Genomic DNA, 13,858 nt, shown 5'->3' on the forward strand with positions numbered 1-13,858 from the left:
GGCGGTTGCGGCCGGCGACGACGTGCCGGCGGCGATCGAGGGAATGGCGGCGCCCGCGCCTCGGCCGGGCGCGGCGCGGCGGGCGGAAGCGGCGAGCCGTCCGGACCTGTCACCGGATCGGCGCCGAGCGGCGTCTCGGGCGTGCGCCCGCCCATCGGCCACGGCAGCAGGTTCGGCACGTTCTCGCCGAACAGGGCGGTGTAGATCGGCTTGCCCTCGGCCAGCCGGCGCTCGCGTTCGGCAAGGCGCTGCTCGCGCTCCTCGGCGCGCTGGGCGATCATCATCTGCTGCTCTTCGAGGCGCTGCTTGCGCTCCTCGGCCAGCCGGCGTTCCGTCTCCAGCCGCGAGGCGATCACGATCGTCTGGGCGTCGTCCTCGGCGGCTTTCTTGGCCGCGGCCATTTCGAGGTCCGGCGGCACCACCAGCTTGGGACAGGCGTCGATCGGGCTCATCCGCCCGTCCTCGGGCGTGGCGTTGAACACATACTTGCGGCCGCAGACATCCACCTTCGGCTCCAGCCGGGTCAGCTCGAAATGGTCGTAGCCGACCTTGAGCATCTTCCAGTAGGGCATGTTCGGGTCGTCGATGTGGCGCGCAAGGTTCTCCGGCGTCATCCGGAAGGGATAGGCCTGCAGCTGGAACGCCTTCTGGCCGCCGCGGAAGGCCTCGCGCGCCAGCGCGTAGATCTCCTGGATCTGGGCGTCGGTCATCGCGTAGCAGCCGGCCGAGGAACAGGCGCCGTGCACCATCAGATGCGAGCCGGTGCGGCCGTGCGAGCGGTCGTAGGCGTTGGGATAGCCGGTGTTGAACGCGAGATAGTAGCTCGAATTCGGGTTCATCAGCGCCGGGGTGATCGTGTAGTAGCCCTCGGGCGCTGACGGTCGCCTTCCTTGATCTTCGGGCCGAGCTTTCCGGACCACTTGCAGATGTCGTAACTCTTGAGCAGCGCGAAGCGGCCGGTCGCGTCCTTCTTCCACAGCTCGAGCTTGCTCTCCTCCTTGAAGATCCGGATCAGGATCGGGGAGGTCTCGCTCATCTTCAGCTCGGACATCATCCTGCGCGTCTCGCTGTTGGCGGAGCGCATGTGTTTCGGGCCGTAGCCGAGTTCGTCGGCCTGGCAGCCGGCGAGGAGGGCGGCGACCGCGGTCACCGCCGCGATGCGGCGGAGAGTGCGGGCGAAGGTGAGGGGAGAACGGCTGCTCGTCATGGGTCGGGTGATCGGGTTCCGGAAAGCAGGCATGATCAATCGTGCGAACTTTGTCGTTGGGCGCGATCCTCGCGGCGTCGCCTGTCGGCCGCCGCGTCCATCACTGGTTCTGCAGAGGTCGCGCGCCCCTTGCGCGGCACCCCCCGTGTCATCAAAGCCCCGCGTGCGCCGACAGGTTGGCACAGCCCCCGATGCGCCATCCTCGGCGTACATCATTACCAAATCGTTACCGCCTGACCAGCCCGGTGCTGCGGCGCACCCGGCTCGCGGCGGCAAAATCCACCGCGATCCCGCGTCTGCCTCAAAGGCTGCGGCCGATCGCCAGGAACTTGTCCCGGCGCGCGCCGCGGATTTCCGCGGGTGTCTTGCCGTCGAACTCGGCCAGCGCCGCCTCGATCGTCTCGCCGGCCGAGCGGATCGCGGCATCGGTGTCGCGGTGGGCGCCGCCCATCGGCTCCTTGACGATGCCGTCGATGATGCCGAGGCGGACGAGATCCTGCGCGGTGATCTTCATGTTGGTGGCCGCGTCCTGAGCCCGGGCCGAATCCTTCCACAGGATCGACGCGGCGCCTTCCGGCGAGATCACCGAATAGATCGCGTGCTCCAGCATGAAGACGCGGTTGCAGGTGGCGATGGCGATGGCGCCGCCCGAACCGCCCTCGCCGATCACCAGCGCGACATTCGGCACCGACAGTTGCAGGCAGGCCTGGGTGGAGCGGGCGATGGCTTCGGCCTGGCCGCGCTCCTCGGCACCGATGCCCGGGTAGGCGCCGGCGGTGTCGACGAAGGAGATCACCGGCAGGCCGAAACGGTCTGCGAGCTTCATCAGCCGCACCGACTTGCGGTAGCCCTCGGGGCGGGCCATGCCGAAATTGTGGCGCAGCCGGCTCTGGGTGTCGTGGCCCTTCTCCTGGCCGAGGATGGCGACCGGACGGCCGGCAAAGCGGCCGAGGCCGGCGAGGATCGCGGCGTCCTCGCCGAAGCTGCGGTCGCCGGCCAGCGGCGTCCATTCCTCGATCAGCCCGTCGATGTAGCGCGAGGCGTGCGGCCGGTCCGGGTGACGGGCGACCTGGGTCTTCTGCCAGGGCGTGAGCTTGGCGTAGATGTCGACGAGCGCCTGCGAGCCTTCGCCTCCAGCTTGGCGACGTCGTCGTCGATCTCGACCGCCTCGCCGTTCTGCGACAGCGCACGCAGTTCCTGGATCTTGCCTTCCAGATCGGCGACAGGTTTTTCGAATTCGAGGTAGCTTCGCATCCAATGTCCGACTGCAGGCCACGGGGGAAGCGCGGGAATGGCGCGCGACCCACCGGGCGATGGGAGTGCCGTGCGAAACGCACCGGCCGCGGTCCGGCCGTCGTGGCGCGTCCCGGGCAGCCGGCGGGCGCCCGACGCGGCGGCACACTGGCGTCTGACCCCGCCGCTGTCAAGTTTCTCCGCCCCGGGCGCCGGTGCCGGAGGCGGGCGGGAGGATCATTCCGGTGGCGGTCAGCGGCCTCTGTCGGCCAGCGGATGGTGCTCCTCGACCAGCTTGCGCAGGCGCTCGTCGAGCACGTGGGTGTAGATCTGCGTGGTCGAGATGTCGGCATGGCCGAGCAGCGACTGCACCACGCGCAGGTCGGCGCCGTTCTGGAGCAGATGACTGGCGAAGGCGTGGCGCAGCACGTGCGGCGAGACCTTGTCCGGCGCGAGGCCGACCCCGGCGGCGAACTCCTTGAGGTCGCGGGCGAAGGCCTGCCGGGAAAGGTGGCCGCTTTCCGAGACCGCCGGAAACAGCCAGGGGCTCTCGGCGGCGCCCCGGTGAGCCGCCAGCGCCGCGCGCCAGGCCTCCACCGCCTCGCGGGCCCGGCCGCCGATCGGCACGAGACGCTCCTTGTTGCCCTTGCCGCGCACGGTGAGAACGCGGGCGTCGGTGCGGATCGCGTTCGCCGGCAGCGAGACGAGTTCGGAGACGCGCATGCCGGTGGCGTAGAGCAGTTCCAGCAGCGCCGAGAGCCGGGTGGCGCGCAGGGCCTCCAGCGGCCGCTCGCGCGGCAGGGCGGCGCTGTGCCTGGCGCCGTCGAGCAGGCGCGAGACCTCGTCTTCCGAGAGGATCTTCGGCAGCGGCCGGCCCTTGCGCGGCCGCTCGACCGTGGAGGTGGGATCGTCGCTGCGGTGGCCTTCCGCATAGAGGAACTTGTGGAACTGGCGCACGGCCGACAGCCGCCGGGCCTGGGTGGTCGCGGCCATGCCGCGCCCGGCAAGGCCGGCCATGAAGGCCTCGACATCCTCGCGCCCCGCCTCGACGCTTGGCCGCTTGCGGGCGGCGAGGAAGCCGAGCCAGTCAGCGAGATCGCGGCGGTAGGCGGCCAGGGTGTTGTCGGCGGCACCGCGCTCCACGCTCTGCATTTCCAGATAGGCGTCGAGCAGGTCGTCGTCCCTCATGGAGCGGGCTCTCCTGCGGGGGTGGACGGTCCGCCGGGAACAGTCGTCCCGGCCGCCTCGGCGCGGGAGGCGGCCTCGGCTTCCGCCTTCTCGCGGGCGACCTCCGCCCGGGCGGCATCCAGCGCGCGGCTGAGGACGGCGGGATCGACAGGCGCCTGCATCGGCCGGGTGAACGGCGAGACCAGCGTCGCCAGCGCCAGCATCGCGGCGAAGACGAGGCCGCCAACGAGGCCGGCGCGAAGGAGGAAGCTCGTCAGTGTGGGCATGCGGGGAGGGGACGGGTCCATGGGCCTCGGGCCGGCGCAGTGTCGGTGCTTCGCCCGCCGCATGCAAGCCGGGTCGCAAATCCCCAGCCGAACGGCCGTGTCCGTCTTGACAATCCGCGGCCCGCTCCCGGACATAGGGCCATGATGGACCAGACGACAGAGGCGGCCGGGGCGGCGCCTTCCGAGACGAGCGGGCCGGGCACGGAAGCGGGGCGGATCACCAGCCGCCTCGGTGGGCGGTCGGTCGTTCTCGTCGGCATGATGGGCGCGGGCAAGACCAGCGTCGGCAAGCGGCTCGCGGCCCGGCTCGGCCTCGGATTCGTCGATGCCGACCACGCGATCGAGGAGGCGGCCAACAAGTCGGTCGCCGAGATCTTCGCCCAGCACGGCGAGAGCTATTTCCGGGCCGGCGAGCGCAAGGTGATCGCCCGGCTGCTGCGCGAGGGCCGGCGGGTGATCGCCACCGGCGGCGGCGCTTACATGAACCCCGACACCCGTGCCGCGATTTCCGGCGCGGCCGTCTCGATCTGGCTCAAGGCCGACGCGGCCGTGCTGTTCGACCGGGTCAAGCGCCGGCCGACCCGGCCGCTGCTGCAGACGACGGACCCGGAGGGCACGCTGAGACGGCTGGTCGGGGAGCGCTATCCGGTCTATGCCGCTGCCGACATCACCGTCCTCTCGCGCGACGTGCCGCACGAGGCGGTGGTGGAAGAGGTGATCGCCGCGCTCGACGACTGGCTCGGACGCGAGGCGGCGCGGCAGCCGGAGGAAAGATGATGTCGAGGGGCGAGGACGGAACCGCGACGGGGGCGCGCCGGGAGACCGGTGAGGCCACGCCCGCGCCGGCACGACAGGCGCCGGAACGTCAGGCACAGGTGAGCGTGCCGGTCGCGCTCGGCGATCGCTCCTACGAGATCGTGATCGGCGACGGCATCCTGGCCGAGGCCGGCCATCTGATCGCGGCGCGCCTGCCCGGCGCCCGCGCGGCGATCGTCACCGACGCCACCGTGGCCTCCCATCACCTCGCCGCGCTGGAGGATGCGCTTTCGGCGGCCGGCATCGACAGCGCCGCGGTGATCGTGACCCCGGGCGAGGCCTCCAAGAGCTTTCCGGTGCTGGAACACGTGGTCGACGCGGTGATCGGCGGGCGGTTCGAGCGCGGTGACGCGGTGGTGCCTTCGGCGGCGGCGTCGTCGGCGACCTGTCGGGCTTTGCCGCCGGCATCGTCCGGCGCGGCATGCGCTTCGTGCAGATCCCGACGTCGCTGCTGGCGCAGGTCGACAGTTCGGTCGGCGGCAAGACCGGCATCAACGTCGCCCACGGCAAGAATCTCGTCGGCGTGTTCCACCAGCCGGATCTGGTGATCGCCGACACGGCGGTGCTCGACACGCTGTCGGACCGGCATTTCCGGGCCGGCTATGCGGAGGTCGCCAAATACGGGCTGATCGACGATCCGGACTTCTTCGGCTGGCTCGAAGGCGGCTGGCGCGACGTCTTTGCCGGCGGCGCGGCGCGGACCCGGGCGATCGCCACCTCCTGCCGCGCCAAGGCGGCGATCGTCGCCCGCGACGAGCGCGAGACCGGCGACCGGGCGCTGCTCAACCTCGGCCACACCTTCGGCCATGCCTTGGAGGCGGCGACCGGCTATTCCGACCGCCTCGTCCACGGCGAGGCGATCGCGGTCGGCATGGTGCTGGCCCACGATTTCTCGGTCCACATGAACCTCTGCAGCCCGGACGACGCGGCGCGGGTGCGCCGGCACTTCACCGAGGTCGGCCTGCCGACCCGCCTTGCCGACGTGCCGGGCACGCTGCCGGACGCGACGGGCTGATGACGCTGATCGGACAGGACAAGAAGGTGGCGCGGGGCCGGCTCACCTTCATCCTCACCCGCGGCATCGGCGGCGCCTTCATCGCGAAGGACGTGCCCTCCGACGTGGTGCGCGACTTCCTCGCGGGGCAGGCCGAGCGATGACGATCGACACTGAACTTGCGATCACGGTGGGGATCGTCTTCCTGCTGCTGATGATGTCGGCCTTCTTCTCGGGCAGCGAGACGGCGCTGACCGCCACCTCGCGCGCGCGCATCCACGCGCTGGAAAAGGCCGGCGACGCGCGCGCCGGCATCGTCGGCCGGCTGATCGGCAACCGCGAGAAGCTGATCGGCGCGATGCTGATCGGCAACAACATCGTCAACATCCTCGCCTCGGCGCTCGCCACCAGCGCGCTGCTGAACCTGTTCGGCCAGGCCGGCGTCGCGGTGGCGACCGTGGTGATGACGACGCTGGTGATCATCTTCTCCGAAGTGCTGCCCAAGACCTGGGCGATCGGCAATCCGGACCGCTTCGCGCTCGCCGTCTCGCGGCCGGTGCAGGCCTTCGTCATGGTGTTCGGGCCGCTCGCCGCGCTGGTGCAGTTCATCGTCCGCAGCATTCTTGCGCTGTTCGGCCTGCGGATCGACGCCAACGTCGCGGTGCTGTCGGCCCACGAGGAACTGCGCGGCGCCGTCGACCTGCTGCACATGGAAGGCGGGGTGGTGAAGTCCGACCGCGACATGATGGGCGGCGTGCTCGACCTCAGCGAGCTGGAAGTCTCCGACATCATGGTGCACCGGACCAAGGTGCGCGCGCTCACGCCGACGATCCGCCCGCCGCGATCGTCTCGGCGGTGATCGCCAGCCCCTACACCCGCATGCCGATCTGGCGCGACGAGCCGGACAACATCATCGGCATCCTCCACGCCAAGGATCTTCTGCGCGCGGTGGAACGGGCAGGCGGCGAGGTGGACCGCATCGATGTCGGCGCCGTCGCCGTGCCGCCGTGGTTCGTGCCGGACACCACCAGCGTCGACGACCAGCTCAAGGCCTTCCTCAAGCGCAAGGTCCATCTCGCCCTCGTCGTCGACGAATATGGCGAGGTGCAGGGCATCGTCACGCTCGAGGACATCCTCGAGGAGATCGTCGGCGAGATTGCCGACGAGCAGGACATCGTGGTGCAGGGCGTGCGGCCGCTGCCGGACGGCTCGGTCAATGTCGACGGCACGGTGCCGATCCGCGATCTCAACCGGGTGATGGACTGGCGGCTGCCGGACGCCGAGGCGACCACGATCGCCGGCCTCGTGATCCACGAGGCGCGGCTGATCCCCGAGCCGGGCCAGGCCTTCACCTTCCACGGCTTCCGCTTCCAGGTGCTGCGCAAGACCCGCAACCGCATCACCGCGATGCGGATCACCCCGGTGGACCGCCAGCGGGCGACGACCAAGGGCTGACGGCAAGGGCTGCCGGCAAGGCGCCTGAAACCAGGGTTCACGACAGCAAACGGCCCGGCGTCGCGCAGGCGAGCCGGGCCGTGCCTGTCCGGCGCCGCGTCTCATACCGCCGCGCCGATGAACAGGCTCGATCGGCCTCATCCTGAGGAAGCCGCGCCAGCGGCTGTCTCGAAGGACGAGGCCGCCCCCGCCCTTCGAGACGGCCCGTTCCGGGCCTCCTCAGGGTGAGGGCGGAGAGCGGTCGGTTCCTACGCACGCCCGTCTCAGATCACCAGAATGTCGCTCGCCACCAGTGTCGCGGCGCCGGCAAGGGTCGCGAAGTGGATGGCGGCGCCGTTGCCGTTGCCGTCCGCGTCGTAGAGCAGGACGCCGGTCGTGGTGTTGTAGATGATCCGGTCGTCCGCATCGCTCGCCGCCGAGCCGGTCGCGAAGGCCGAAGCGGCGAGAACGCCCGGGGCCAGCGCCGTGAAGACGAGGTCGTCGAGAACGATGTTGTCGGAGGTGATGTTGCTGGTGCCGGTGGTGAAGTCGGTGATGGTGTCGACGCCGGCGTTCGCCAGGCTGATGTCGAACAGGAACTCGTCGCGCAGCGTGCCGCCGGTCAGGAGGTCGTCGCCCCGGCCACCGCGCAGCACGTCGTAGCCCTTGCCGCCGAGCAGCACGTCGTCACCCGCGCCGCCTTCGAGCCGGTCGTTCTCGCTGCTGCCGTTCAGGTCGTCGTTGCCGTCGCCGCCGAGGATCACGTCATCGCCGCCGTCGCCGGTGATCACGTCGACCCCGTCGCCGCCGTCGATCGTGTCGGCCATGCTGCCGCCGGAGATCCGGTCGTTGCCGGCCCGGCCGAAGATGGTGTCGAGGCCACTGCCGCCCTCGATCACGTCGTTGCCGTCGGCGCCGTCGAGCGTGTTGTTCCGGTCGGTGCCGAAGATCTTGTTGCCGAGGCTGTTGCCGGTGCCGGCCACCGCGTCGCCGCCGAGGATCAGGACCTCCACCTCGTCCGCGAGCGTGTGGTCGACCGAGGCATGGACGGTGTCCGTGCCCCCGCCCGCCAACTCCACAACCGTGTCGCCGGCGGCATCGACGTAGTAGATGTCGTCGCCCACGCCGCCGCTCATGATGTCGTTGCCGGTGCCGCCGTCGAGAATGTCGATGTTGCCGCCGCCGCTCAGGGTGTCGTTGCCGACGTGGCCGTAGAGGATGTCCGCGCCCTGCGCGCCTTCGAGCGTGTCGGAGCCCTCGCGCCCGTAAAGGATGTCGTCGCCATCCTCGCCGTAGATCCGGTCGTTGGCCTTGCCGCCGTCCAGCGCGTCGTTGTCGGTTCCGCCATAGAGCACGTCCGCGCCGCCGCCGCCGAAGACGATGTCGTTGCCGGCGCCGGCGCGGATCCGGTCCTGGCCGAGGCCGCCGTCGATGTCGTCGTCGCCCTTCAGGCCGCGGATCACGTCGGACCCGTCGAGCCCGGCAATCACGTCCGCTTCGGCCGTGCCGTCGAGGGCGTCGACGCCGCTGGTGCCCGCGAGCGTCACGGCGTCGTAGGCGGAGCCGTAGACCACGTAAGTCGAACCGGCGTCTTCATAACCGGGTACGCTGATCGCAATGTCGTCGTAGCCGTCGCCGTTGAGATCGCCGGCCGCCTTGGCGGTGAGATCGTAGCCGTTCGCACCTACAATGGTGAAGCCCTCGAAGGCCGAAAAGCGGTTGATCTCGACCACGCGCCCACGCTCGGCGCTGCCGAAGACGACATGGACGTTATACACATTCGAGCCTTCGAGCCGGCCCTTGACGAGAAGATCTTCGTAGCCATCGCCGTTGACGTCGCCGGCCGAATGGACGGCGAACAAACTGGCATTGCTCCAGTTGATCCGCGTGTCTGCCTCGTCCACGTCGCCGGTCCCGGAGTCCGGATCGCCGTACTGGACGACGAGAGCAAACGTACGATTCGGGATGTCGTAGGTTGAAACGACCCGATCAATGATGCCGTCGCCGTCGAAGTCACCGGTCGCCGTAAGCAGGTCGGGGCGGGGCACGACAATGCCATAGGACGCAAGCGTTTGCGGCGCCTTGACTTCGAAACCCTGGGCCGCGCCGAGATTGTCGATATTGACCGAATAGACCGGCCGGTCGGTTCCGTAGAGCACGAAGGTTCTGGAGGGTTCCCCGTAGGATTCGGGCGGAATGAAGAGAACGGCGTCGTCGCGGCCGTCGCCGTTGACGTCGCCCGCCGCCTGGAAGTCCCAGGAATAATAGGTGTCCAGACCCTCGCCCGTCGCGACCTTGTAGCCGTTGTTGGCGTTGAGGTTCTCCAGGTTGACCCGCCCGATCCCGTCGTCGCGCCCGTAGACGTAGTAGAGCGTGCCGCCGCGATCGACGACCGCCACGTCGTCGAAGCCGTCGCCGTCGACATCGCCCGCCGCCCTGACCAGACTGCCGACCTTCTGCTCGTTCTTCCAGCCGCGAATGACGAAGCCGTCCTCAGGGGTGAAGGTCGAAAGGTCGAGATCGGCGGCCGCGCCGGCCGAACCGTAGATGACGTAGGCGGCACCGGTGGTCCGGCCCTGTTCACCCACGTAGCCGGTGACGCCGACGATCAGGTCGTCGAAGCCGTCGCCGTTGACGTCGCCGGCCGAACTGATGTCGGCGGCCTTGCCCGTGACGACGAAGCCGTCGTCCTCGCCCATCGTCGCAAGCCCGATCGTTTCTGCCGCCATGGTCGTTTCCCCCGTCGTTTGCTGTGCAATGTCGCGCTCTGCAATGTGACGCACTGCAATCCCGGTGTGTCCCGGGTGTGAAAAAGGCCGGTGACGTGCCGGCAGGCAACGATCAACGGTTGGTGACCGGGGCGTGCGCCGGCCGCACGCAGGCGGGCCGGGCCAGTCCCTCGCTTGTGTCCTGTACCGGGCGCCGATCCGGTGAGACAACGCACCGCCGCCCGCCAATCCCGTTTCGTCCGCAGCTTGGCCCTCAGATCACCAGGATGTCGCTGGCCACCAGTGTCGCGGCGCCGGCAAGGGTCGCGAAGTGGATGGCGGCGCCGGCGCCGGTGCCGTCCGCGTCATAGAGCAGGACGCCGTTCGTGGTGTTGTAGATGATCCGGTCGTCCGCATCGCTCGCCGCCGAACCGGTCGCGAAGGCCGAAGCGGCGAGGACGCCCGGGGTCAGCGCCGTGAAGACGAGGTCGTCGAGAACGATGTTGTCGGAGGTGGTGTTGCTGGTTCCGGAGGTGAAGTCGGTGATGATGTCCACGCCGGTGTTCGCCAGGCTGATATCGAACAGGAACTCGTCGCGCAGGGTGCCGCCGGTCAGGAGGTCGTCGCCCCGCCCGCCGCGCAGCACGTCGTAGCCCTTGGCGCCGAGCAGTACGTCGTCCCCGGCGCCGCCTTCGAGCCGGTCGTTCTCGCTGCCGCCATTCAGATCGTCGTTGCCGTCGCCGCCGAAGATCACATCATCGCCGCCGTCGCCGACGAGCACGTCGACCCCGTCGCCGCCGTCGATCGTGTCGGCCATCTTGCCGCCGGAGATCTGGTCGTTGCCAGCCCGGCCGAAGATGGTGTCGAGGCCGCTGCCGCCCTCGATCACGTCGTTGCCGTCGGCGCCGTCGAGCGTGTTGTTCTGGTCGGTGCCGAAGATCTTGTTGCCGAGGCTGTTGCCGGTGCCGGCCACCGCGTCGCCGCTGAGGATCAGGATCTCGACCTCGGCCGCGAGCGTGTGATCGGCCGAGGCATGGATGGTGTCGGTTCCCCCGCCAGCCGCCTCGACCACCGTGTCGCCGGCGGCATCGACGTAGTAGATGTCGTCGCCGACGCCGCCGATCATGACGTCGTCACCCGTGCCGCCGTCGAGAATGTCGATGTTGCCGCCGCCGCTCAGGGTGTCGTTGCCGACGTGGCCGTAGAGGATGTCGGCCCCCTGGGCACCCTCGAGGGTGTCCGAACCCTCCCGCCCGTAGAGGACGTCGTCGCCATCCTCGCCGTAAATCCGATCGTTGGCCTTGCCGCCGTCCAGCGCGTCGTTGTCGGTTCCGCCATAGAGCACGTCCGCGCCGCCGCCGCCGAACACGATGTCGTTGCCGGCGCCGGCCCGGATGCGGTCCTGGCCAAAGCCGCCGTCGATGTCGTCATCGCCCTTCAGACCGCGGATCACGTCGGACCCGTCGAGCCCGGCAATCACATCCGCCTCGGCGGTGCCGTCGAGAGTGTCGACGCCGCTGGTGCCCTCCAGCGTCACGGCGTCGTAGGCGGAGCCGTAGACCACATGGGTCGAACCGTAGCCATCGACGATTGCGATGTCGTCGTAGCCATCACCGTTGAGATCGCCAGCCGCCGTGGGGGTGAGACCGGAGCTATTGACGATGGTAAAGCCCTCGAAGGCCGAGAAGCGGTCGATCTCGACCACGCGCCCGCGCTCCGCGCTGCCGAAGACGACATGGAGTTCAAACGGGACGGAGCCGTCGGGTTTGCCTTTGACGAGAAGATCGTCGAAGCCATCGCCGTTGACGTCACCTGCCGAGGTCACGGCAATCAAACGGGTATTGCTCCAGTTGATCCGAAGCGTGTCCGACTCGTCCACGTCGCCATAGTCAAAGTCGGTCTCGAAACGTGGGCCGCCGAACAGGACGACAGAGGTCATCGTGCGTTCGGTCGCGTCGTAGGCCGTGACGACCAGATCGTCGATGCCGTCGCCGTCGACGTCACCGGCCGTAGAAAAATTGCGGAGGCCCGGAATCGTGATTCCCTCTCCCGGCGAAAGAGTGGTGACGTTGACGGGCGACGCCTGGGTCGTGCTGCCGAAGACGACGTAGCTGACCGCCGGCTCGGTCGCAGTCCCACCGGTCTGGGTTATAACATCGGTCAGGCCGTCGCCATTGAAGTCGCCGGCCGCGACATAATAGAAATCCAGATGCCTCGGGCCGGTGATTTCGAAGCCCTGAGCCGCGCCAAGGTTGTCGAGGTTGACGGAATAGACGGGCCGGTCGGTGCCATAGAGCGCGAAGACCCTCGCGGATTCTCCGGTGGACGCTGGCGGCAGAATAAGAATGGTGTCGTCATGGCCATCGCCGTTGACATCACCGGCAGGCTGAAATCCCCAGTAATAGGGATCCAGATCCTCACCCGTCGTCACCTTGTAGCCGTTGTCGGCGTTGAGGTTCTCCAGATTGACCCGCCCGATCCCGTCGTCGCGACCGTAGACATAGTAAAGCGTGCCGCTGCTATCGACGACCTCCACGTCGTCGAAGCCGTCGCCGTCAACATCGCCGGCCGACCTGACAAGCTCGCCGATTCGCTGCTCAGTCTTCCAGCCGCGAATAACGAAGCCGTTATCGGCCGAGAAGTCCTCCAGGTCGATGTCTGCCGCAGAGCCGGCAGACCCGTAGACCACGTAGGCGGCGCCGGTGTTCGGCCGCGAATTGCCGTTGTATCTGGGAACACCGATGATCAGGTCGTCGAATCCGTCGCCGTTCACATCGCCGGCCGCGCTGATGTCGCCGGCGTCGCCCGTGACGACGAAGCCGTCATCCTCGCCCATCGTCGTAAGCCCGATCGTTTCTGCCGCCATGGTCGTTTCCCCGTCGTTTGCTGTGTCGTCCGGCTGTGTCCGGCATGCGTGTCGCCAGGCTGCCGGCGGCGCCATGAGCAGGTCAATTCGAGTGCGGCCGGCGCAAGCGTCGGCTGCGTCGGCGGCGCTGGCGCCCGGGACCGGTTCGCCTGTGCGGGTGATCGGTCCGGGGCAGGTCCGGAGAGTGCCCGTCCCCCCACGTTTCGGCCGGCCGGCGAGTTGCCGAATCCGGGCTTTCGGTATGACAGCGGCAGCAACCGGTACGCGATCCGCCACACGTTATCGCGCCGGTGCGGGCACTGGCAATGCCGGAATGCTGGCCGGGCATCCGGACGTTGTGCCCGCGTGCAGGCCCGGCAGACGTGGCCGCGCAGCACCCCGCCCAGCTCTTCGACCCGGCCGAAGGTGCCGACGTTCCGGCGCCCGCCTCACACCACGAGGAAATCCGCGGCGCTGAGTGCCGGTGCGCCTGACAGGGTCGCGAAGTGGATGGCCGCGCCCGCGCCGGTGCCGTCGGCGTCGTAGCGGAGGAAGCCGTTGGTGGTGTCGTAGATGATCCGGTCGTTGGCGTCCCCGGCCGCCGACCCGGTGGCAAAGAAGGGGGCGGGGAGGGCGCCGGACATCAGCGCCGTGTAGATGTCCGCCTCCAGATGGATGCGGTCGAGGCCGGAGACGAAATCCGTGATCCTGTCGATGCCGGTGTTGGGCAGGCTGATGTCGAACAGGAACACGTCGCATCCGCCCCGCCGGTCAGCGTGTCGTTGCCGCGCCCGCCGGAGATCGTGTCCGCGCCCTTGCCGCCGCTGATGATGTCGGTGCCGGAATTGCCGAACAGCCGGTCGTCGTTGTCGCCGCCGGAGATCGTGTCGCTGTCGTTGCCGCCGACGATGGTGTCCGTGCCCTTGCCGCCGACAAGGGTGTCGCTGCCGTCGCCGCCGTCGAGACGAATGGCATTCTTGTCGATGGCGGTGAGGAGGTCGTCGCCGGCCTCGCCGTAAAGCTGGCCTTCGCCGGTGATCTGGTCGTTGCCGTCCCCACCGTAAAGCTTGCCCTTTCCGCTCAGGCGTCGTCGCCCTCGCCGCCGAGAAGGTTGCCGGTCCCCTTCAGCCCATCATTGCCGATGCCGCCGAGCAGGGTGTCGGTGCC

Annotated in this window: 8 protein-coding genes and 4 pseudogenes; 3 read left to right on the top strand and 9 right to left on the bottom strand. The window is 68.9% G+C overall.

Going from position 1 to position 13,858, the window contains the following annotated elements:
* The 5 genes and pseudogenes from A6302_RS26265 to A6302_RS22340 all read right to left on the bottom strand — a co-directional run.
* Window positions 1–839: pseudogene (locus A6302_RS26265) on the bottom strand (hypothetical protein); the annotation flags it as partial.
* Window positions 839–1,207: a hypothetical protein gene (locus A6302_RS26270; RefSeq protein ID WP_069307955.1), complete on the bottom strand. Its 369-nt coding sequence runs from the start codon at window positions 1,205–1,207 to the stop codon at window positions 839–841. The gene A6302_RS26270 and the pseudogene A6302_RS26265, both read right to left, overlap by 1 nt.
* A gap of 301 nt (window positions 1,208–1,508) precedes the next feature.
* Window positions 1,509–2,461: pseudogene (locus A6302_RS16470) on the bottom strand (acetyl-CoA carboxylase carboxyltransferase subunit alpha).
* 231 nt (window positions 2,462–2,692) lie between these two features.
* A complete protein-coding gene (locus A6302_RS16475; protein ID WP_069307956.1) occupies window positions 2,693–3,628 on the bottom strand; it encodes a site-specific tyrosine recombinase XerD in 936 nt (311 codons plus the stop codon).
* Entirely contained in the window at window positions 3,625–3,894 is a 270-nt protein-coding gene (locus tag A6302_RS22340; RefSeq protein WP_141703864.1) for a hypothetical protein, read from the bottom strand. Before A6302_RS22340 ends, A6302_RS16475 begins: the two co-directional genes overlap by 4 nt.
* A 141-nt stretch (window positions 3,895–4,035) precedes the next feature.
* Between A6302_RS22340 and A6302_RS16485 the strand changes: the two genes are divergently transcribed.
* From A6302_RS16485 to A6302_RS16495, 3 genes and pseudogenes are all read left to right on the top strand, one after another.
* On the top strand, window positions 4,036–4,671 hold the full coding sequence (locus A6302_RS16485; RefSeq protein WP_425349172.1) for a shikimate kinase: 636 nt from the start codon (window positions 4,036–4,038) through the stop codon (window positions 4,669–4,671).
* Window positions 4,671–5,868: pseudogene (gene aroB, locus A6302_RS16490) on the top strand (3-dehydroquinate synthase). Before A6302_RS16485 ends, aroB begins: the two are co-directional and overlap by 1 nt.
* Window positions 5,865–7,159, top strand: a pseudogene (locus A6302_RS16495) (HlyC/CorC family transporter). Before aroB ends, A6302_RS16495 begins: the two co-directional pseudogenes overlap by 4 nt.
* Before the next feature lie 263 nt (window positions 7,160–7,422).
* Here A6302_RS16495 and A6302_RS16500 read toward each other — a convergent pair.
* The 4 genes from A6302_RS16500 to A6302_RS26275 form a co-directional block, all read right to left on the bottom strand.
* Complete coding sequence (locus A6302_RS16500; RefSeq protein ID WP_069307958.1) at window positions 7,423–9,867, bottom strand: FG-GAP repeat protein; 2,445 nt, start codon at window positions 9,865–9,867, stop codon at window positions 7,423–7,425.
* Window positions 9,868–10,120: 253 nt separating this feature from the next.
* Entirely contained in the window at window positions 10,121–12,712 is a 2,592-nt protein-coding gene (locus A6302_RS16505; protein WP_169833614.1) for an FG-GAP repeat protein, read from the bottom strand.
* A 428-nt stretch (window positions 12,713–13,140) separates the two neighbouring features.
* Complete coding sequence (locus A6302_RS16510) at window positions 13,141–13,443, bottom strand: hypothetical protein (protein WP_069307960.1); 303 nt, start codon at window positions 13,441–13,443, stop codon at window positions 13,141–13,143.
* Complete coding sequence (locus A6302_RS26275) at window positions 13,335–13,775, bottom strand: calcium-binding protein (RefSeq protein ID WP_141703866.1); 441 nt, start codon at window positions 13,773–13,775, stop codon at window positions 13,335–13,337. The genes A6302_RS16510 and A6302_RS26275 overlap by 109 nt, the downstream gene beginning before the upstream one ends.
* Window positions 13,776–13,858 lie beyond the last annotated feature (83 nt).

This window comes from Methylobrevis pamukkalensis, assembly GCF_001720135.1.
In the GTDB taxonomy this organism is placed as follows: Bacteria; Pseudomonadota; Alphaproteobacteria; order Rhizobiales; family Pleomorphomonadaceae; genus Methylobrevis; species Methylobrevis pamukkalensis.

What these genes read in the sequence shown, in the direction of transcription:
- A6302_RS26270 (WP_069307955.1), bottom strand. Translation starts at nt 1,207, where the DNA reads ATGACGAGCAGCCGTTCTCCCCTCACCTTCGCCCGCACTCTCCGCCGC.
- A6302_RS16475 (WP_069307956.1), bottom strand. Translation starts at nt 3,628, where the DNA reads ATGAGGGACGACGACCTGCTCGACGCCTATCTGGAAATGCAGAGCGTG.
- A6302_RS22340 (WP_141703864.1), bottom strand. Translation starts at nt 3,894, where the DNA reads ATGCCCACACTGACGAGCTTCCTCCTTCGCGCCGGCCTCGTTGGCGGC.
- A6302_RS16485 (WP_425349172.1), top strand. Translation starts at nt 4,036, where the DNA reads ATGATGGACCAGACGACAGAGGCGGCCGGGGCGGCGCCTTCCGAGACG.
- A6302_RS16500 (WP_069307958.1), bottom strand. Translation starts at nt 9,867, where the DNA reads ATGGCGGCAGAAACGATCGGGCTTGCGACGATGGGCGAGGACGACGGC.
- A6302_RS16505 (WP_169833614.1), bottom strand. Translation starts at nt 12,712, where the DNA reads ATGGCGGCAGAAACGATCGGGCTTACGACGATGGGCGAGGATGACGGC.